At 71.4% G+C, this 22641-nt stretch carries 7 protein-coding genes; 4 read left to right on the forward strand and 3 right to left on the reverse strand.

Annotated elements, in window-relative coordinates; all coding sequences use genetic code 11:
* Positions 1-22: 22 nt before the first annotated feature.
* From LCL87_RS03905 to LCL87_RS03915, 3 genes are all read right to left on the reverse strand, one after another.
* Positions 23-9187 carry a non-ribosomal peptide synthetase gene (locus LCL87_RS03905; protein ID WP_225016893.1) on the reverse strand — a complete coding sequence of 3055 codons (9165 nt, stop codon included), beginning with the start codon at positions 9185-9187 and terminating at the stop codon, positions 23-25.
* A gap of 92 nt (positions 9188-9279) precedes the next feature.
* Entirely contained in the window at positions 9280-10299 is a 1020-nt protein-coding gene (locus LCL87_RS03910; protein ID WP_225016896.1) for an ABC transporter substrate-binding protein, read from the reverse strand.
* Positions 10300-10408: 109 nt separating this feature from the next.
* Positions 10409-18145, reverse strand: coding sequence for a non-ribosomal peptide synthetase (locus LCL87_RS03915; protein WP_225016897.1), 7737 nt, complete (start codon positions 18143-18145; stop codon positions 10409-10411).
* A 178-nt stretch (positions 18146-18323) separates the two neighbouring features.
* On the opposite strand from LCL87_RS03915, the gene LCL87_RS03920 reads away from it, so the two are divergent.
* Genes LCL87_RS03920 through LCL87_RS03935 form a run of 4 tightly spaced genes read left to right on the forward strand, consistent with a single transcriptional unit; the run spans position 18324 to position 22612 of the window.
* A complete protein-coding gene (locus tag LCL87_RS03920; RefSeq protein ID WP_225016899.1) occupies positions 18324-19469 on the forward strand; it encodes an isochorismate synthase in 1146 nt (381 codons plus the stop codon).
* Entirely contained in the window at positions 19466-20239 is a 774-nt protein-coding gene (locus tag LCL87_RS03925; protein WP_225016901.1) for an SDR family NAD(P)-dependent oxidoreductase, read from the forward strand. Before LCL87_RS03920 ends, LCL87_RS03925 begins: the two co-directional genes overlap by 4 nt.
* Positions 20240-20289: 50 nt before the next feature.
* On the forward strand, positions 20290-21960 hold the full coding sequence (locus tag LCL87_RS03930; RefSeq protein WP_225016903.1) for an AMP-binding protein: 1671 nt from the start codon (positions 20290-20292) through the stop codon (positions 21958-21960).
* A 7-nt stretch (positions 21961-21967) separates the two neighbouring features.
* Positions 21968-22612, forward strand: coding sequence for an isochorismatase family protein (locus tag LCL87_RS03935; protein WP_225016905.1), 645 nt, complete (start codon positions 21968-21970; stop codon positions 22610-22612).
* The last annotated feature ends 29 nt before the right edge of the window (positions 22613-22641 follow it).

Below are 22641 nucleotides of genomic sequence, written 5' to 3' on the forward strand. Positions count from 1 at the left end.
TTGTTTACTGAGGTCTGTCGGGTCACCGCAGCGCCGGCACTGCGGCGTCGAGCAGGGCCGTCACAGCCCGCTCCCAGGCGGACGCGATCGCGTCGAGGGTGACGTCGTCCAGCACACCGGACGCCGCGAACTCGCAGTCCAGGATCGGTCCGTCCGCGGTGTCCTCGACCACCGCGTCCACCTGCAGGACGTGGTCGAGGGGCGTCGCCGGATCGACCGAGCCACCGAGCGCGACGCCCTCCGGTGCGCCGGTCCACGGCCCGCCGTCGCTCTCCCCCAGTGTCATCCGGCCGAGGTAGTTGAAGACGATCTGCGGTCGCGTGTAGTCGCCGAAGCGGTTCTCGTCGGACAGGCGCCGCAGGACGCCGAAGCCGATCCCGTTGTCCGGCACCGCCCGCAGCGCGGCGCCGACCCGCTCGGCCGCCTCGTCCGCCGGAACGTGGCCCGCGAGCACGTCGTCGACATCGATGCCGCCGAGGTCGAATGCCACCGGGTACATCGAGGTGAACCAGCCGACGGTGCGGGTGACGTTCGCGCCGGGCACCACCTGCTCCTCGCGGCCGTGCCCCTCGAGTTCCACCCGGACCACGTCGCCGCCGCGGACCGACGCGACCGCGAGCGCGAGTGCCGCGAGGAGGATTTCGTCGACACTGCCGCCCAGGGCGCGTTCGGTGACCGGCACGGGCAGGACCCGCTTGACCGAGCGCGTCGCGGACACCGTGTCCAGCGTCGGGTCGAGAGGCCGGGTGCCGAGCAACGGTTCGTCGACCTCCGCGACGCGCAGCCAGTCAGACGCCGAAGCGGCGATCCGCTCGGTGCGGGCCGCGTCGGCGAGTCCGCGGGTCCAGGCTCGGAACGATGTTCCGGCGTCGGGCAGGGCGACGGGTTCACCGCGCTGCGCCTGCGCGACCGCGGTCGCGAGGTCCGGGACCAGGATCCGCCACGAGACGCCGTCGACCACCAGGTGGTTGACGGCCACGAACACCCGGTCCTGCCTGCCGGGACCGAAGTCGAACCACACCACCTGTGCCATCAGTCCGGCGTCCGGACGCAGTGCCGCGTAGGTGTTCTCGCGTTCGGCCGCGAACACCGCGCCCCACTCTTCGTCGGGGCACGCGGAGACGTCGACCCGTCGCACCACGCGCGAGGCGTCCGGCACCTGTTCGGACACCGACCACTCCGGGGCCTCGTCGACCACCGTGAATCGTGAGCGCAGCATGGGGTGCGTCGTGAGGAGCCCGGTGACCGCGGCCTCGAGCACCGGCACAGTCAGCCCGTCGGGTGCCACCAGCAGCCGCGCCTGCGAGAAGCGGCCGAGGTCGGTGCCCCAGCTCACCGCCTCCCACACGATCGGTGTCGGCAGCACGTCGCCGATCGCGGGGATCGCGGCGAGTGCCGCCGCCGCCGCGTCGAATTCGGGGTCCGGTGCCTGCTCGCACACCGCGGCCAGTGCCGCGACCGAGCGCAGCTCGAACACCTGACGTGCGGTCACCGTCAGACCCGCGGCGCGGCACCGGGACACCAGTTGGATCGACACGATCGAATCGCCGCCGAGCGCGAAGAAGTCGTCGTCGATGCCGATTCGGTCGAGTCCCAGCACGTCGGCGACCACCGCCGCGAGCATCGCCTCGGTGTCGGTGCGCGGCTCACCGGAGCCCACCAGCGCCGCGAAATCCGGTTCCGGCAGCGACTTCCGGTCGATCTTGCCGTTCGCGGTGACGGGGAACTCCGCCAGCACCAGAACGACCGCGGGGACCATGTAGTCGGGCAGGCGTTCCGCGACGACGGCGCGCGCCACCGCGGGATCGAGGTGCCCGTCCGGCGTGACGTAGCCGACGAGTCGCGTCACGCCCCGGGTGTCGGTGTGCGCGACGACGACCGCGTCCCGGACGCCGCGAACCGCAGCCAGCGCGGCCTCCACCTCCCCGAGTTCGACGCGGAAGCCGCGGATCTTCACCTGGTCGTCGCCGCGGCCCAGGAACTCGAGGGTTCCGGTGAGGCCGCGCCGCACCGTGTCACCGGTCCGGTACATCCGCTCCCCCGCGACACCGAACGGATCGGCGACGAACCGCGCGCCGGTCAGGTCGGGCCGGCCGAGGTAGCCGCGGGCGACGCCGGCACCGGCGATGTACAGCTCGCCGGTGCTGCCGGCCTGGACGGGCCGCAGCATCCGGTCCAGGACGTACGCCCGGCCGCCGTGGACGGCGCGGCCCAGGCACGGCTCGTCGGCCTCGGTGACCTGCCCGACGAGCGCGTCGACGGTGCACTCGGTGGGGCCGTACAGGTTGAACGCCCGGCCGTCGGTGAGGTCCCGCAGCCGGCGCCACGACGCCGGGTTGACGGCCGCGCCGCCGAATCCGACGGTGGCGGGACGATGTTCGCGTTCGAACAACCCGGCCGCGAGCATCCGGTCGAGGAACGACGGCGTGACCTCGAGGAAGTCGAGTTCATGGTCGACGACGTAGTCGGTCATCGCCTCCGGGTCGCGCATCGTGTCCTCGTCGAACACGTGCACGGTGTGCCCGTCGAGCAGCCACAGTGTGGGCTGCCACGATGCGTCGAAGCTGAACGACCACGCGTGGCCGACGCCGATCGATTCGCGCCCGGTGGCCGCGACCGTGGGACGGTACAGGTCGGCGCGATGACTCTCGAACAGGTTGAGCAGGTTCGCGTGCGTGACGGCGACACCCTTCGGAAGACCCGTCGACCCCGACGTGTAGATGACGTACACGGTGTGGCCGGGCCGCAGCGGGGCGAGCCGGCCCGCGTCGGTGACGGAGCCCGGCGGCAGAACGGCAAGCGCCGCTTCGATATCCGGTGCGTCGAGAACGGTGACGGCGGTTCCGCGCAGCACCGGTTCCAGCACAGCGTGCACGGTGCTGTCGGTGAGGACGACGGTCGGGGTCGCGTCGGCCACCATGTGCGCCAGACGATCCGCGGGATACGACGGGTCCATCGGCACGTACGTGCCGCCCGCGGCGATCACCGCGGCGATCGCCACCACCATCCGCTCCGAGCGCGGCAGCGCGAGACCGACGACGGTGTCGGGGCCGACGCCGGACGCGATCAGCAGGCGGGCCAGCCGCGACGACGCCGCCCCCAGTTCGTCGAACGTCAGACGGGCATCGCCGAACACGACCGCGTCGGTGCCCGGCGATGCCGCGACGCGGGCGGCGAGGAGGTCCGCGACGGTGCCGCAGCCCGCCGTGGGTGCCGGGGCGGTGGCGGCCCAGTCCCCCACGAGCAGCGCCCGTTCGGTGTCCGAGAGCGGGTCGACGCCGGCGACGGTGGGCGCGTCCGGTGCCGCGAGCTGTTCGAGCACCCGAACCAGGCGCTGGCCTAGTACGTCGACGTCGGCGCCGGTGAACAGCGACTGCTGGTACTCGAGGGTGAGGGCCAGTTCGTCGTCGAGCGCCGCGACCAGGACGAGCGGGAAGTTGGTGGCGTCGTGACCGCGCACGTCGCTCACCTCGAGCCCGCCGGATCGTTGCGCGCGGGCCAGGGCGTCGGTGTCGATCGGGTAGCTCTCGAACACCAGCAAGGTGTCGAACAGCTCACCGATCCCGACGCGACGCTGGATGTCGGCGAGGCCCACGTACTGATCGTCCAGGGTGCCGTTCTGGAGGTCCTGTGCGCGCCTGAGGAAGTCGTCGGTGCGCTCGCCGGGGCGCAGGCTCACCCGCACCGGCACGGTGTTGATGAACAGGCCGATCATCGTCTCGATTCCTGCCACGTGCGGCACCCGCCCGGACACGACGGCGCCGAACACGACGTCGTCGCGGTCGAGTCGGTGGCCGAGCAGCAGTCCCCACGCGGCCTGCACGACGGTGTTGACGGTGACCCCGAGGTCACGGCTGCGGCGTTGCAGGGCGGCGGCCAGTCCCGCGGGCACCGCGATCGAGTGTTCGCCGGGCAGATCCGCCCGCAGCGACGATCCGGCCGGCGCGACGAGCGTCGGTTCGGTGACGCCATCGAGAACGCCGCTCCACCGCTGCAATGCCGCCTCGGAGTCCTGCTCGGACAGCCAGGCCAGGTAGTCGGTGAACGGCTGGACGGGCGGCAGCACGGTGGCGTCCGCGCCAGCGCCGTAGAGCGCGAACAACTCCCGCATCAACAGCGGCGACGACCAACCGTCGAGGAGCAGGTGGTGCGCGGCGAACACGAGTCGGTGCAGACCGGGTGCGAGGCGGATCAGTGTGAACCGCAGCAGCGGGGCTGCGCCGACGTCGAAGCGGGTGACCCGATCGCGGGCCACCATCTCGGCGCTGCGATCGCGGGCCACGGCGTCCGGCAGGTCGGCGAGATCGATCTCGATCCACGGCAGTTCGGGTGCACCGAGCACCACACCCACCGGCTCGCCGGCCGCGGTGGTGCGGAATCCGGTGCGGAGCGTGGCGTGCCGGGCGAGCAGCGCGGCGGCGCTGCGGCGCATCGCTTCCCGGTCGAGATCGCCGCGCAGATCCAGCACCGTCTGCATCGCGTAGACGTCGCTGTCGGAGTCGAGTTCGGCCAGGAAGTACAGCCCACGCTGCAGCGGAGTCAGCGGGACGACGTCCTCGACCGAGCCGAGTTCGGCTGCGAGCGCGCACAGTTCCGGGTAGTCCAGACCGCGGTAGGTGAGGTCCGAGGCGGTCCGCACCGCGGTCGTGTGGGACGCCGTGTGTTCGGCGAGCGCGCGGAGGGCGTCGACCCAGCGTGCGGCGATCCGGGCCACGGTGTCGGCGTCGAGCATGCCGGCAGCCGCGGTGAACTCGCAGACAAGTTCGGGCCCGTCGGCGCCGTCCTCGGTGACGGCATTGACGTCGAGGATGTGCTCGAGCGGCGTCGCCGGATCGACGGCACCGCCGAGGGCCCCGGCCTCGGGTGCCCCGGACCAGGCACCACCGGACGCCTCACCGAGGGTGAGGCGTCCGAGGTAGTTGAACATGACGTCGGGCGCCCGGTAGTCGGCGAGATCGGCGCTGTCACCGAGACGGCGCAACATACCGAATCCGATGCCGCTGTCCGGGATCCGGCGCAGCGCGTCCTTGACCTGCGCCAGCGCGATGCCGGCGGCGTCGGTGCCGGACAGGGCGCCGGAGACGTCGACGCCGGTGAGGTCGAGGACCGCCGGGTACAGGGACGTGAACCAACCGACGGTGCGGGAGAGGTCGGCACCCGGAACGACGTGTTCCTCGCGGCCGTGGCCCTCGAGATGCACCCGGACCCGGTCGCCGCCGCGTTCGGCCGCGATGGCCAGGCCGAGCGCGGTGAGGAGCACGTCGGCGACGCCCGCGCGGTACGCGGCGGGCACGGTCGTCAGCACGCCCTCGGTGAGCGCGGTGGGCACCCGAACCTCGACGGATCGCGCCGACGCGACGGTGTCGAGCGCCGGATCGAGGGCGCGGGCGCCGAGTGCCGGTTCGTCAGCGCCGGAGATGTCCCGCCACAGCGGCAGTGCACCGAGCACCCGGTCCGATCCCGCGGCCTCCGCGAGTCCGACCGCCCAGTCCCGGAACGACGTCCCGGCGTCGGCCAGGGTCACGGTCTCACCGCGGGTCGCCTGCTCGACGGCCGAGGCGAGGTCCGGCACCAGGATTCTCCAGGACACCCCGTCGACCACCAGGTGGTGCACCGCGACGAACACCCGTCCGGGGCGCCCGGAGCCGAAGTCGAACCACACCGCCTGCAGCATCACACCCGCGTCGGGGCGCAGCGCCGCGTACGCCTTCTCGCGTTCGGCCGCGAACGTCTCCGGCCACGACTCGTCGGTCACCGCCACCCGGCGCACCAGATCACCGGTGCCCGGAACCTGCTCCGGAACAATCCATTCCGGCGTGCCATCGACCACGGTGAACACCGAGCGCAGCATGTGATGCGAGGTGAGCAACGCGGTCACGGCCGCGCGCAGGGCGGCCTCGGTCAGGGTGTCGGGGGCGATCAGCAGCCGGGACTGCGCGAAGCGGTCGAGCGGTGCGCCGTGGGCGACGGTGTCCCACACGATCGGGGTCGGCGGGACGGCGCCGGTGGCCGCCGCGGTGACCCGTGCGTCAGCCGTGTCGTCCGCCGGGGCGTCGTGCACCGCGGCGAGCGCCGCGACGGTCCGCAACTCGAACACCTGACGCGCGGTGATCCGGAGGTCCGCGGCGCGGGCCCGGGCGACGAGTTGGATCGAGACGATCGAGTCGCCACCGAGTGTGAAGAAGTCGTCGTCGATGCCCACCCGGTCGAGGCCGAGAACCTCGGCGACCACGGCCGCAAGCGTCGCCTCGGTGTCCGTGCGGGCCTCGCCCGAGCCGACGAGTACACCGAAGTCGGGTTCCGGCAGCGCCTTCCGGTCGACCTTGCCGTTCGCGGTCAACGGGAACCGGGGCAGCGGGACGATCACCGCGGGAACCATGTAATCCGGCAGCCGCTTGCCCACCGCGGTGCGGACCGCCCCCGGATCGACGTCACCGGTGACGTAGCCGACCAGCCGCGTCACGCCGCGTTCATCGGTGTGCGCCACGACGGCGGCCTCCCCGACGCCGGGCGCCTCGGCCAGCACGGATTCGATCTCGCCGAGTTCCACTCGGAAGCCGCGGACCTTGACCTGGTCGTCGGCGCGGCCCGCGAACTCGAGTGCACCGTCGGCGGTCCACCGGACCACGTCGCCGGTGCGGTACATACGCTCCCCTGCCGCCCCGAACGGGTCCGCGACGAAACGGGATCCGGTGAGCGCGGGTCGGTCGTGGTAGCCGCGCACCACGCCGCCGCCGGCCACGTACAGCTCGCCCGCAACGCCGGGCGGCGTCGGGCGCAGCCAGCGGTCGAGGACGTACACCCGCGTGCCCGGGGTGGGGCCGCCGATCACGACGACGTCGCCGGCGATCCGGGCTGCGGTGGCATCGACGGTGCACTCGGTGGGCCCGTAGCAGTTGAACGTCGTGACACCACGCTCGGTCGCGGCACCGAGCCTGTCCCACAGCGCCCGCGAGACGGCCTCGCCACCCACCGTGAGCTGAGCCGGGACGTGTTCGCCGGACTCGACCAGTCCGGCGTCGAGCAACTGGTTCATCAGGACCGGCACGCAGTCGACGTAGTCGATGCGATGGGTGCGCACGTAGTCGACGATGTACTCGACGTCGGTGCGCCGGTCGTCGGCGAGCAGGTGCAAGGTGTGGCCGTCGAACAGCCACGTGAGCGACGCGACGGCGGAGTCGAACGCGAACGGGTAGGTGAGCAGCACCCGGCGCGGGCTGTCCGGCACCACCGGCATCATCGTCTCGCGCTGCGCGGCATGCAGATCCGCCAGGTTCGCGCGGGTGACGACGACGCCCTTGGGCACACCCGTCGAACCTGACGTGTAGATGACGTAGGCGGCGTTCGCGGGGCGCAGCGGCGCGATCCGGTCGGCGTCGGTGACGGGCTCCGCGGACAGCTGCGACAGCTCCTCGCGCACCTTCGGATCGTCGAGAAGCAGGACCCGGGTCTGTGCGAGCACGGCGCCGAGTCCTTCCGCTACGTCGGCGGTCGCGAGCACGACGGCGGGCCGGGAGTCGGCGACCATGTGCGCCAGCCGATCCGCCGGGTACGAGGGGTCGAGCGGCAGGTAGGCGCCACCCGCCGCGAGCACCGCGGCGATCGCCTCCACCGCCGCCACCGACCGCGGCAGGGCCAGGCCCACCCGGACGTCCGGCCCCACACCGTGACCGATCAGCAGCCGCGCCAACTGCGCCGAGCCCGAGACCAGTTCGCCGAATGTGCACTGTTCGTCGGCGCAGATCACCGCGGGCAACGCGGAATCGTGTCCGGCGAGCAGGTCGGTGATCGTGCCGGTCGGGGGCGCGGCCGGGGTCGTCGACCACGCGTCCAGCATGCGGGTCTCGGACTCCGACAGCAGCGGAAGCGCCGCGATCCGTGTGTGCGGCCCGGCGGCGAGGGCTTCCAGGATCGCGACCAGGCGGGATCCCAGCACCACGACATCGTCCACACCGAACAGCGAAGGGCGGTAGTCGAGTTTGACGATCAGCCGGTCGGCGACGCCGGCGGTGAGCACCAGCGGATAGTTCGTCGCGTCGACAGCGTCCACGCCGGCGATCCCGACACCGCCCGCACGTTGTGCGCGTTCGAGTGCATCGCGGTCCACGGGGTAGGACTCGAAGATCGTCAGCGTGTCGAACAGTTCGCCCAGTCCGGTCTCGCGCTGGACCTCCGCGAGGCCGAGATACTGGTGGTCGAGGGTGCGGGCCTGTTCCGTCTGGACCCGGCGGAGCTGTTCGGAGACGGTCGCCGCGGGGTCGAGGCGCACCCGGACCGGGACGGTGTTGATGAACAGCCCGACCATCGACTCCACGCCCGGCAGGTCCGCGGGGCGCCCGGACACCGTCGCCCCGAAGACGACGTCGTCGCGGCCGACGAGACCGGCGAGCAGCAACCCCCACCCGGTCTGCAGCACGGTGTTGAGCGTGACGCCGGCGTCGCGCGCCAGTCCCGTCAACCGTTCGGTGAGGCCGGCGGGAATCTCGACGTCGATCGCCGCGGTGCCCTGCGCGTCGCGCGTGGTGCCCGGTGGGGTGACGAGCGTCGGCGCGTCCAGCCCGTCCAGCGACTCCCGCCAGAGTGCCCGCGCCGCATCGTGATCCTGGCGGCCCAGCCACGCGAGGTAGTCACGGTAGGGCCGGACGGCCGGCAGCGCGGCGGCACTGCCTCCGGCAGCGTAGATCTCGAGCAGTTCCCGCACCAGGATCGGGGTGGACCAGCCGTCGACGACGGTGTGGTGCGCGGTGAGCAACAGTCGCACGTCGTCGGCCGTGAGCCTGATCAGGACCCAACGGATCAGGGGTGGGGCGGTGAGGTCGAACCACGTCCGCAGGTCCGTGTCGAGCAGTTCCGCGAGGGCCCGTTCCGGGTCCACCGCATCGCGCAGATCCACACTGCGCCAGGGCACGTCGATGTCCTTGACGACGAGGCCGGCGACCCGCCCGTCCTTGCGCGGCCGGAAGCACGTGCGCAGCGCCGCGTGCCGGTCCAGGAGTGCCTGCGCGGAGGCGTGCAACCGCGGCTCGTCGACGTCACCGGTCAGGCGCAACACCGACTGCACGGTGTAGGCGTCCGGATCCACCCGCAACGCGTCTCGCTCTGTGTCGGTGGGCGCCGCGACGGTGCTGAGGTAGTGCAGCCCCTGCTGCAGGGGAGACAGCGGGACGACGTCTTCGAGCTTGGACATGCAGGGGATCTACTTCCGGTCGAAACGGGTTCGGATACGACCACGGCCCCCGAGTAGCGCTGTCGGGGGCCGTGATCGAGCCGCGGGTGGGACTACTGCTTCGCGGCGGGCAGTGCGCCGAGGCCCTCGTCGATCGAGTCGAGCGCGAGCAGCGCGGTCTGGTGGGTCGCCGCCTGGAAGTGCTTGACCGGAACAAGGTTTCCGGCCTTGACCGCGGGCAGGTTCTGCCACAGCGGCGATGCCATCAGTTCGGCCATCTCGGGGCTGGGTGAACCGTCGACCTCGACGCCGTAGACGATGACGTCGGCGTCACCGAGCTTGTCGGAGATCTTCTCGAGTGCGACGTACTCGCCGTGCTCGTCCTCCGGGTTCTCCGGCTGGCTGGGGATCTGCAGGCCCAGGTCGTCGAACAGGCTGGTGGTGTACGAGGACTTGTACTCGCGGTAGAACTCACCGGGCTCGGTGCCGCAGACGCTGCACACGCCCGCGAACTTCAGGCTGCCGAGCTTGTCCTGGTACTTCTTCGAGATCTCCTGGGTCCGTTCGTTGTACTGCTCGATGAACGCGCCGTACGAGTCGGAGACGTTCGCGGCGTCCGCGAACTGCTCGCCGAGCGTGCGCCAGTCCGCCGGCGTCGTGGGACCGAGGAAGACCACGGGCGCCAGCGCCTGCAGCTTGCCCATGTCGACCTGCGCCTGGGCGCGGGCCGGGACACCCAGGATGATCAGATCCGGCTTGGCCGCGGTGACCGCTTCGTAGTTCAGTTCGCTGATCGCGCCGTCGGGGCCGACCTTCGCGAGGGCGTCGTACGCCTTCTTGGTGTCGGCGTCCATGTTGTCTTCTTCGCGGTTCCACTCGCAGATGCCGGAGAGGTTGGCGCCGGACTGGATCAGCGGCAGCACGGCGTAACCACAGGCGACGATGCTCTTCGGGTCGCTCGGGATCTCCACCGCGCCGTTCTGGGCCTGGAACGTGCGGGTCGTGGCGGCGGCGGTGGTCTCGGCGTCCGAGCTCTTGTCGTCGTCGCTGCCACACGCCACGAGTCCTGCACTCAGCAGCGCGGCGGCGCCGATCACGGCGGCACGGCGGGCCCAGCCCATCTTCACCTGCATTGCGGTATCTCCCCTGGTTCCTTCGTCAGATTCCGAGCGGTCGCTCGAGTCGATTGGTTAGGCTAACCGAACTTAATCCCCGTTCCAAGGGCTTGCCCGGTCGGCGGCTCTACAGGAATTCCATTTCGAACTCGTCGATCTCGGACTGGTCCAGGTCCGCGAGGGTGAGGTCGGACGGCGTCAAACCGCCGGCGACGACACCGGTCGCGTGCCCGGACAGCGCCCGCAGTGCGTCGACCCACGCCGTTGCCAATTCCTCCACGGTCGCGGCGTCGACCACGTCCGGGCTGTAGCCCCACGTGGCACGGAGAGCGGCGCCGTCAACAGAATCCTCTGTGACGGAGCCGATCTCGATAGCGTGGCTGACGGGCATGTCCGCGTCGGTCGCACCGCCGAGCGTGCCCGACTCCGGCGCACTCGTCCAGGTTCCGCCCGCGCCCTCGCCCAACGTGAGCCGGCCGAGGTAGTTGAAGCCGATCTCGGGGGCTCGTCCCGTCGCCAACGTCGCCGCGGACGCCGGATCGAGGTACCGGAGCACGCCGAAACCTATCCCGTTGTCCGGGGTTCGACGCATCTGCTCCTTGACGGACTTGATTGCGGCACCGGCGGACTCGCCGCCGCCGAAGGCGTCCGGCAGATCCGTCCCGGCGATGTCGAGCAGGACGGGGTACAGCGTCGTGAACCATCCGACGGAGCGCGACAGATCGGCGCCGGGCACGGCCTGTTCCTCGCGGCCGTGACCCTCGAGGTCGATCGGCAGCGCGCCCGGGCCCTGTACCCGCGCGACGGCCAGCGCCAGCGCGGTGAGCAGCACGTCGTCGACGCGCGCATTGAACCGCTCGGGAACCGTCGTCAGCAGCGCCTCGGTCACGTCCGTCGGCACCGAGACCTCCACGGCCGCGGTCCCGGACATCCTGTCGCGCAGAGGGTCGACGGCTCGGCGGCCGATCGTCGCCCGATCCGACGGGTTGGTCGCCGCGCGCCACAGCGCGAGCTCGCCGCGGCGCTCCGACGCCGTCTCGACTAGTCCGCGGGCCCACGTGCGCAGCGACGTCCCGGCGAACGGCAGCGCTTCCCCGGCACACGCATCGGCCAGGTCCGGGACCAGGATGCGCCACGAGACGCCGTCGACCACGAGATGGTGGATCACCAGCAACACCAGCGACTCCGACCCGCCGGCGTCGAACAGCACCACCCGGATCATCGCGCCGGCCGCCGGGTCGAGCCGGCCGTACGCGTCGTCCGTCGCCGACCGGACGGCGGCGCTCCGCTCTTCTGCCCCCAGCCCTCGGATGTCGATGCGGGACAGCACGTCCTCGGCGCGCACCGCACCGGGCGGCGGGATCTCGAACAGTCGGTCGCGATCGTCGAACGAGGCCCGCAGGGCGTCGTGGGTGTCGAGCAGCGCCTGTACCCCGGCGGTGAGCGTCGTGAAGGTCAGGCCGTCCGGCGCGCGCAGCAGCCGGGACTGCGCGAACCGGGTGTACGGGCCGCCCCGGTCGAGGAGGTCGTGGACGATCGGGGTCGCGGGTACGAAGCCGAGTGCGGCCGTCGGGTCCACCGGCGCCGCGTCGGCGTCGGTCTCGGCGACCGCGGCCAGGCCCGCCACGGTGCGGTGTTCGAACACGTCGCGGGCGGTGAACCGGATCCCGGCCGCACGGGCACGGGAGACCAGCTGGATCGAGACGATGGAATCGCCGCCGAGCGAGAAGAAGTCGTCGCCCGGGCCCACGTCCCCCAGTCCCAGCACGTCGGCCACGACTGCGCACAGCCGACGTTCGAGATCGCTGCCGGCATCCTGCGCCGAGCCCGACGACGTGAAGTCCGGTGCGGGCAGGGCCTTGCGATCGACCTTGCCGTTCGGCGTGACCGGGAGGGCGTCGAGCACGACGATCGCGGCGGGCACCATGTGCGCGGGCAGGCGCGATGCCAGGTGCGCCCGCAGGCCGTCCCCGTCGACGGAGGCCGTCACAGAGACGTATCCGACGAGACGGCGTCGGCCCGGTTCGTCCTCGCGCACCACCACGGTCGCGGCGGCCACCGCCGGGTGGGACGCGAGCACCGATTCGATCTCGCCGAGTTCGATGCGGAAGCCGCGGATCTTCACCTGGTCGTCGGTGCGGCCCAGGTAGTCGAGCACCCCGTCGGCCGTCCAGCGCACCAGATCACCGGTGCGGTAGAGGCGCATCCCGGGTGCACCGTACGGGTCGGCGACGAAGCGTCCCGTGGTGAGGCCGGGACGGTTCAGATAGCCGCGGGTGACCCCCGGCCCGCCCACGTACAGCTCGCCCGGTACCCCGCTGGGCACCAACCGCATCCGTGCGTCGAGGACGTAGGCGCGGGCGCCGTCGACCGGTGCACCGATATGCACCCGCGATCCGGCGATGTCGCCGACCGTGGCGTCGACGGTGCACTCGGTGGGTCCGTACATGTTGGTGGCGCGGACACCGTCGGCGCCGGCGAGCGCGGACCACAGGTCAGTGGAGACGGCCTCGCCGCCCACCGCGAGCAGACCCGGCCGATGCGACGCATCGGGATCGAGCAGACCCTCGTGCAGCAGCTCCGCCATCAGCAGCGGCACACAGTCGACGGCGTCGATGTGGTGGCGGCGCACGTACTCGACGATGCCGGCCGCGTCCGCCGCGAGGTCCGCGTCCAGGACGTGCAGTGTGTGCCCGGACAGCATGGACAGCAGCGGGTCGATGGCCGAATCGAACGCCAGCGCGTACGTCAGCAGTACCCGCAGCGGCCGGTCGTCGGCGGACCCGAAGGTCCGACGACGCTGCGTCGCCAGCAGATTCACGACGCCGCGATGCGGGACCACGACGCCCTTGGGCACACCCGTGGAACCGGAGGTGTAGATGACGTACGCGGCGTTGTCCGCGGTGGGGGTCCCGAGCCGTTCGCCGGGTGCGAGCGGGTCCGACGCCAGCGCCGGGTCGACCGCGGCGAGCGCGTCCTCGTCCAGGACCAGGGCGGGCCCCGCGTCGGCAACCATGTGCGCGATCCGGTCGGCCGGGTAGGCCGGGTCGATCGGCAGGTAGGCGCCGCCCGCCTGCCACACCGCGAGCGCCGCGGTCACGGCGTCGATGCCGCGGGGAAGCCGCAGGCCCACCACCGTTTCCGGGCCCACCCCGTGCGCGACCAGGTGGCGCGCGAGCCGGTTGACCCGCCCGCTCAGCTCCGCGAAGGTGAGCTCGGTGCGCGCGTCGGCGAGGGCGATCGCGTCCGGCGTGCACTGCGCCCGGTCGTCGAACACTGTTGCGGCCGTCGGGAAGTCCACGGGTGCAGCAGGAGTGAGCGCGCCCCCGCTCAGGAGCGCACGCTCGTCGGCCGACAACAGGTCGACCGACGACAAGCGTGCCCCGGGTGTGCGCGCGAGCGCTTTCAAGGCACGCACTACCCGGTCCACGAAGGCGTCGGCGGTGGCCGCGTCGAACAGGTCCTGCGCGTACTCGATCCGCACCCGCAGGCCGTCGCCCGGCATCTCGACGACGTCGACAGTGAGGTCGAACATCGCGGCGCCGGTGTCGATCGTGACGACGCTCGGTTCGAACTCCGCGAACTCGGTGACCACGGGCGGCATCCGGTGCTGCACCAGCACCTGGAACAGCGGGTGCCGGGAGGCCGAACGCTCCGGGTTCAGCGCCTCCACCAGCCGGTCGAACGGAAGATCTTGATGGGCATAGGCTTCGAGGTCGTCGGCACGGACCCGGGCGACCACTTCGGCCAGCGTCGGATCCCCCGACAGATCGGTGCGCAGCACCACCAGGTTCACGAAGAAGCCGACGAGCTGGTCGAGTTCGGTGGCGGGACGTCCCGCGGTGGGCGTGCCGACCACGATGTCGTCACCGGCTCCGCTGCCCGCCAGCGCGACCGCGACCGCGGTGTGCGAGAGCATGAACATCGACGCGCCCGCCGATCGGGCCAGAGCCCGCAGGTCATCCGCGGTCTCGACGGTGACGGAGCGTTCGACGAGTCCACCGGCGAATGTCGCGACCGCGGGACGACGGCGGTCCGTCGGCAGCGCGATCTCCTCCGGCGCGCCGGCCATCCGGGCGCGCCAGAAGTCCTGCTGCGTGGTCGCGAGCGCATCGGGATCACTGTCGGTGCCGAGCAGGTCCCGCTGCCACAGTGCGTAGTCCGCGTACTGCACGGACAGGTCGGCGGCTCGGGGTTCCTCCCCCGCGGCCACCGCGCGGTACGCGGAGCCCAGGTCGCGCATCAGCACGGGTGTCGACAGCTCGTCGCTCGCGATGTGGTGGGTCAACACGAGGAGCACCGACTCCGCACCGGTCACGAACAGGCGCAACCGGATCGGGAATTCGTGGTCGAGGTCGAACGGATGGCGGGCCGCCTCCGCGAGCACCGCGTCCAGCGCATCGGGTTCGCAATGTTCCACGTCGAACGGGAGCGCGTCGGGGACGGGACACACCCGCTGCATGCCGACGCCGTCCACGTCCTCGAGCACGGTCCGCAGTACCTCGTGGCGACGCAGCAGCGCGCCGGTCGCGACACCCAGGGCGGCGGCGTCGGGCACACCGCGCAGACGCAACGCCACTGGGATGTTGTACGTGGAACTCGGTCCCTCGAGCCGGAACTGGAACCACAGTCGCTGCTGGGCAGCGGACAGCGGCGACACCGGGCCGCGCTCGACCGCGCGCACCGGCGGACGCTCTGCCGCTCCGGCCGCGACCGCGCACTGCTCGGCCAGTCCCAGCACGGTGGGGTTGTCGAACACGGCGCGGATGGCCAGTTCGACGCCCACCGCGTCGCGGACCCGCGCGATCAGCTTCGCGGCCGCCAACGAGTGGCCGCCGAGCAGGAAGAAGTCGTCGTCGACGCCCACCGCGTCCAGGCCGAGGACGTCGGCCATCAGCGCGCACAGCACCCGCTCCAGTTCGGTCGACGGCTCACGGATGGTGGCCACGGGCGCGAAGTCGGGCTCCGGCAACCGCTTCCGGTCGATCTTGCCGTTCGACGTCAACGGCAGCGCGTCGAGGAAGACGAACGCCGACGGCACCATGTACGCGGGCAGCCACGTCGCGATCCGCTCGCGGGCACCGACCGGGTCGCCGTCACCGCCGACGAGATACGCGACCAGGCGTGCGGATCCGGTGGTGTCGGGGCGCGTCGTCGCGACGGCCCGGGTCACGCCGGGCAGCCGCAGCAACGCGGATTCCACCTCGCCGAGTTCCACCCGGAAGCCGCGGATCTTGACCTGGTCGTCGGTGCGGCCGCGGTAGACGATCTGTCCGTCCGCCCTGCGCGCCACGATGTCCCCGGTCCGGTACATCCGAGAGAAGTCGCCAGCCGGATCTGCGCTGAACGGGTTCGCGACGAAGCGGGTCGCGGTCGCCGCCGCCGCGCCGAGGTAGCCGCGCACTACACCCGGACCGGCCACGTACAGTTCGCCGGGAACACCGTCCGGCACCGGATCGAGTCCCGAATCGAGTACGTAGGCAGACAGGTTCGCGACCGGGATCCCGATGACGGGTTCGTCGGCGTCGGAGATCTCGGCGACCACCACGTCGACGGTGCCCTCGGTGGGGCCGTAGAAGTTGAAGGCGGTGCCGCCCCGCTCACGCAGGCGACGCCACAGGTTCTCGCTCACCGCATCGCCACCGAAGCCCAGGGTGGGGACGGCGTCTGCGGGTAGCAGATCGGCGTCGACGATGTGCTCGAGCTGCGACGGCGAAAGCTCCACGAAGTGCCAGCCCTCGGCCCGGGCCTGCGCCGCCAGCCGCTCGGGATCGCGTTGCGTGTCCTCGTCCACCACCCGCAGTTCGTGGCCCGCGAGCATCCACAGGTGCGGACCCCACGACGCGTCGAACGCGAACGACCACGCATGCCCCACCCGCAGCCGGTCCCGTCCCGCGGCGGCACACGCACGCGAGAACACCCGATCCCGATGGCTGTGGAAGAGGTTCACGGCGCCGCGGTGCGGCACCTCGACGCCCTTGGGTCGTCCGGTCGATCCGGACGTGTGGATCACGTACGCGATGTCGAGGTCGCGCAGGCGGTGGCCGCGCTCGGCGGCGGTCAGCGGTGCGTCGTCGCCCCGACCCAGGTCCAGGTTCGCGATGTCGACGACACGGCTCGCGCCCGTGACACCGCGAAGTCGTTCCGCCACATCGAAGCTGGTGACGACGCATCCCGGCTCGGTCTCTGCCAGCACGTGGCCGATCCGGTCCGCCGGGTGGTCGGGGTCGATCGGCACGCACGTGCCACCGGCCTCGAGAACCGCGAACAGCGCGACGAGCGTGTCGACGCCGCGTGGCAGCGCAACCGCGACCCGGCGGTGCGGGCCGAGCCCGGCGGCGATCAGGATCCGGGCGAGCCGCCGCGCCCGGGACGCCAACTCCCCGAACGTCAGTGACGTCGTCCCGTTGCTCGCCGCAGGCGCGTCCGGGTCGCGGTCCACCTGCGCCTGCAGAAGGTCGGGCAGGGTCGACCCGGCCGGAACGGGCAGCGTCTTGCCCGCGGCGCGCTCGAGCAGGATCCGCCGCTCGTTCGAGGTCAGGATCGGCAGCCGGGCGAGCGCCACGGCGCCGGGATCGTCCAGCGCGGCGACCGAATCCAGCAGGTGCGCCAGTCGGTCGGCGTGCACGGCCAACTCGTCGGCGGTGTAGCGCTCGGCGTCCACGTCCACCCACACCTCGAGCCCGCCGACATGGTCGAGGGGTCGGGCGGTGACCATGAGGTCCTGCAGCGGGCCGCGGGCGATCGAGTGCACCGCGGCGTGCAGGTCGTCGAAGCGCAGGCGGTCGCCGAACGGTTTCACGTTCACCGACGGCCCCACGACGCCGCGAGATCCGGCGGGCAGACGCAGATCGTTCTGGATGTCCTCACCGCGGTAGCGGTAGTGGTCCCGGCACCGCGCGACGGCGTCCCGCACCTGTCCGACGAGGTCGACGACTGTCGCCGCCGGCGCCGGGTGCAGGCGCAGCGGCACGACGTTGACCGCGGACATCGGGACGGCGAGCGCCGCGCTACCCAGACGGTTCATCACCGGGAAGCCGACGACGATGTCGCCGCGCCCGCTCGCCCCGCGCAGGTAGGTCGCGACGGCCGCGGTGAGGACGTCACCCCAACTGGCCCGCGCCGCCTTGCCGACCGCGGACAGTCCCCGCTGCTGCTCCGCGCTGAGGATGAGCCGGAGTCCGCTTGACGTGCGGGCGATTCCGGCGCCGCTCGCGGACAGCGTGACGGCATCCGACGCGTCGTCGAGGTAGTCGGTCCAGAACGCACGATCGGCCTCGAACTGCGGCGACTCGCGGTAGGCCGCCTCCTCGGCAACGACGGGCGCGAGCGACGTGAACTTGCAGGCCGGACGCGCCTCACCGCGGACATCCGCGGTGTAGAGTTCCGCGATCCGCCGCATGAGCAGGCCGAATCCGTACGCGTCGATCACCAGGTGGTGAATACCCAAGTACAGCAGAACTATACGGTCGTCCAGTTGGAAAACCGTGGCGCGCACACAGGATTCGGAACGCGGATCGATGACCGTGCGGTGGTCGGCCTCCATCAGGGCCCGAGCGACCGCCTCCGGATCGTCGCGATCACGCAGATCGCGGACAACCACCGGGCCGAGACGATGCGCACCGGGTCGCAGGTACGCGGACCCGTCGGATGCGACCTCGACTGCGGCAGTGAGCACTTCGGCCTCGCCGACGGCGTCGCGCACCGCTCCGACGAGCACCGAGATGCTCACGTCGCCGCGAAGTTCGATACATTCGGCGGTGTTGAAGATCGGATTGTCCGGGTCCAGCTGCTGAGCGAACCACACGCCGGCCTGGGCTCGGGTCAGTGGAAATACCGAGGTCGACGGGCCGATCGAGGACACTGACCATCTCCTGTTCTGCGGGCGAATCCAATTGCGCCGTAACGCTTCACGCGACGGCTGTGAGAGCCGAACCAAGATCGAAGAGTACCAAAGGTTAGGCTAACCGTATATCGTCTATCCGGTCGGCGCATCTCCGCCGATTCGTTCCCACGTCACCGCTATCGAAAGGTGAGCGCTCATGCCTGCACCGGTCGTCGCAGCGATCACCCCAGCCCGTTCCGGGTCGACCGTCGCGAGCCCGTTCGTGCTCTCCCGGCCCCAGGGAAGCATTCGCGCCGAGGGTGTCCTTCGTCACTTCGACGACGCCCAGGAGGCTGCCGACGCACTGCGCGCCGGCGACGTCTCCGCCCTCACCGGCGCCCTGCCGTTCGATCCGGACACCCCTGCCGCCCTGGTGGAACCCGGGCTGCTGTGGCGCAGCGACAAGCCGTGGCGGAGCGTGCCGGCCGCCGATCTTCCGGACTGTGGCGTCGAACAGCGTCTCCCGGCCGAGGACGAGCACGTGGCCCGGGTCCGGACGGCGCTGTACCGCCTGCGCGACGACTCCGACCCGCTCCGCAAGGTGGTTCTCGCCCGGATGCTCCGCCTACGCTCGCAGGGACGGCTGGATCCGGAAGCCCTGCTGCAGAACCTGATCGCGAACGATCCGGCCGGCAACGGCTACTGCGTCGACCTCTCCGCCGCCGGGCCGGACAGCGCCGGACAGTGGCTGGTCGGGTCCAGTCCCGAGGTCCTGATCCGCAAGGAGGGGCGCACGATCAGCTGCCACCCGCTCGCCGGCTCGGCGCGACGCATCGACGATCCGATCGCTGACTGGGAGTCGGGCCGCGAACTCGGCGAGTCGGCGAAGAACCTGGACGAGCACCGGTACGTCGTCGACGCCATCCGGGACAGTCTCGCACCGCTGTGCACCGAGCTCGAGATCCCGGAGCGTCCGACACTCACCCACACCCCGCAGTTGTGGCATCTCGGCACCCCGATCCGAGGCGTGCTCGCCGACACGTCGATGACGGCGCTCGACCTGGCGCTGGCGGTGCATCCCACCCCCGCGATCTGTGGCACCCCCACCCGAGCCGCCTTCGAGACGATCAGCACGCTCGAGGGTGACCGCGGCTTCTACGCCGGTGCGGTCGGCTGGTGCGACGAACGCGGCGACGGCGAGTGGATGGTCACCATCCGTTGCGCGCGGATCGACGCCGACGGCACGGGACTGACCGCGTACGCCGGCGGCGGCATCGTCGCCGACTCCATCCCGGAGGACGAGTTGGCCGAGACCGCAACCAAGTTCACCACCATCCTCGACGCGCTCGGAGTGACCGCATGACCGCACCCCTCTGTCTCGTGACCGGCGCCGGACGGGGCATCGGCCGCACCACCGCGATCACGCTCGCGCGACGGGGGTGGCGGGTCGCGGTGCTCGACCGGGACGCCGGCGCCCTCGAGCGCACCGGGGAACTCGTCGGCGCAGCCTGCGTGGCCGCCCACGCCGTCGACATCCGGGATCCCGACGCCGTGGCCGACGCCGTCGCCACGATCGAGTCCCTCCACGGGCCGCTGGTCGGACTCGCCCACGTCGCGGGTGTGCTCGAGACCGGATCCGTGCTCGACAGCGAATCGGACTCCTGGCAGCGCGTGTTCGACGTCAACGTCACCGGCCTGCTCAACGTGCTCCGGTCCGTCGGACGCGCGATGCGGGAACGCGAGCGCGGCGCGATCGTCGTGGTGGGCTCGAACGCAGCCGGGGTCCCGCGGGCCGGGATGGGCGCGTACGGCGCGTCGAAGGCCGCGGCGACCATGATCGCAAGAGTCACCGGACTCGAATTGGCGCAGCACGGGATCCGGGTGAACGTCGTGGCGCCCGGTTCCACCGACACCGACATGCAGCGATCCCTGTGGCCCGACCCCGCCGACGACACCGGCGCCCGCGGCGCCATCGAGGGCAGCCTCGCCGACTTCAAGGTGGGAATCCCACTGGGCCGCATCGCCGCCGCCGAGGACATCGCCGACTCGGTCGAGTTCCTGCTGTCCGAGCGCGCCCGGCACATCACGATGCAAGCGCTCTACGTCGACGGCGGGGCGACGCTGCGGGCCTGACTCCCGTTGCCGCCCAGATGCCATCGACCGTCATTCGAAAGGAGCACGCCGTGACCACCGCCCTGCGGCGCAGTCCGCTGGTCCCCGCCGATCCGTACCCCGCCGAGCTCGCGCGGCGTTACCGGAACGCCGGGTATTGGACCGACGAGACGTTCGCCAGGTTCCTGCCCACCCGCGCCGAGCAGTTCGGCGACCGGATCGCCGTCACCGGGCTCGGTGAGGGCGGCGTCGAGCGCACCCTCACCTACCGGCAGCTGAGCGACAACGCCGACGTCCTCGCCGCGGGACTGCTCCGCCTGGGCGTGCGGCCCGGTGACCGGGTCGTGCTGCAGTTGCCGAACATGCCCGAGTACGTCGAGATGTTGTTCGCGGTCTTCGCGATCGGGGCCCTGCCGGTGTTCGCGCTGCCCGCGCACCGCCGCGCCGAGGTGGGCTACTTCTGCGAGTTCACCGACGCGGCCGCGTACGTGATCACGGACCGGCACGCCGGATTCGACTACCGGACACTGGCGCGCGAGATCGTCGCCGGATCCGAGCGTCCTCCCGTGGTGATCGTCGCCGGTGAGGCAGAAGAATTCGTGCCGCTGTCCCGACTGCGGACCGCCGAACCGACGCCGGGCGATCGAGCCGAACCCACACCGGATTCGGTGGCGTTCCTGCAACTCTCGGGCGGCACCACCGGACGCTCCAAGCTCATCCCCCGCACCCACACCGACTACCTGTACTCGGTACGCGCGTCCGCCGAGATCTGCGGTCTGGCCCCCGACAGCCGGATGCTCGTGAGCCTGCCTGCCGCGCACAACTTCCCGATGAGCTCCCCCGGGATCCTCGGCGTACTGCACGCGGGCGGTCGTGTGGTGATGGCGCCGGACCCGACGCCGTCGACCTCGTTCGAGTTGATCGAACGGGAGCGGATCACGATCGCGTCGCTCGTGCCGCCGCTGGCGCTGGGCTGGATGGCGTCGCCGGCGCGCGCCAAGCACGACCTGTCCAGTCTCGAACTGCTGCAAGTGGGCGGTGCGAAGTTCAGTGCCGAGGCGGCCCGACGGGTGCGCGACGAACTCGGATGCCGGCTGCAGCAGGTGTTCGGGATGGCAGAGGGCCTGGTCAACTACACCCGCGACGACGACCCCGACGACGTCGTGGTCACCACGCAGGGCCGGCCGATCAGCCCGGACGACGAGGTCCTCGTGGTCGACGACGACGACAGCCCGGTTCCGATCGGCACCGTCGGGAACCTGCTCACCCGCGGCCCCTACACGATCCGCGGCTACTACGCTGCGCCGGAACACAATCGGGCGTCATTCACCGCGAACGGCTTCTACCGCACCGGGGACCGGGTGCGGCTCACCGAGACCGGGCACCTGGTCGTCGAGGGACGTGCGAAGGACCAGATCAACCGCGGCGGCGAGAAGGTCGCGGCCGAAGAGGTGGAGAACCATCTACTCGCCCACCCCGGGGTACGGGACGTCGCGGTCGTCTCGAAGCCCGACGCCTACCTGGGCGAGCGCACGTTCGCGTTCGTGGTGGGCGAGGGCACCCCGCCCCGCGCCGTCGAACTGCGCGGGTTCCTGCGTGAGCGCGGCCTGGCCGCCTACAAGATCCCCGACGGCTTCCAGTTCGTCGACGAGTTCCCCGTCACCGGCGTCGGCAAGGTCAGCCGGACCGAGCTGCGCCGCGCCCTCGAATCCACCTTCACCGAGACCGTCACCGACAGTTAGGTATCCGATGTCCCTGCCCCGTTCCGTCGCCTATCCGATGCCCGCCGGGCTGCCCGAGAACCGGGCGCCGTGGCGCATCGACCCGGACCGCGCGGTGCTGCTGGTCCACGACGCGCAGGAGTACTTCATCCGCGCGTTCGACCGCACCGCCGACCCGATCCGATCCATGATCGCGAACGTCGACGCTATCCGCACCGCGTGCCGCGCCGCAGGTGTGCCGATCATGTACACCGCGCAGCCGGGCGACCAGACGCCCGAGCACCGGGCGCTGCTCACCGACTTCTGGGGCCCGGGTCTGTCGTCCGACCCCGCAGAGACCGCGATCATCACCGACCTCGCACCGGAGCCCGACGACGTCCTGCTCACCAAGTGGCGCTACAGCGCATTCGCGAAAACCGATCTGCGGCAGCGGCTGTCGGATCTGGGCCGGGATCAGCTGATCGTGACCGGCGTGTACGCCCACATCGGCTGCCTCACCACCGCACTGGACGGCTTCATGCAGGACGTCGAGATGTTCCTCGTCGCGGACGGTCTGGCCGACTTCTCCGAGGCCGAGCACCGGCAGGCTCTCGACTACGCCGCGGCGCGCTGCGCGGTGGTGGCGCCCACCGCGCACGTGCTGTCCGGCCTGGCGATGCCGGCTCTGGTGTGAGACGACCGCGGGGGGGGGGGGGGGGGGGG

Source organism: Prescottella equi (genome assembly GCF_020171745.1).
Lineage (GTDB): Bacteria > Actinomycetota > Actinomycetes > Mycobacteriales > Mycobacteriaceae > Prescottella > Prescottella equi_A.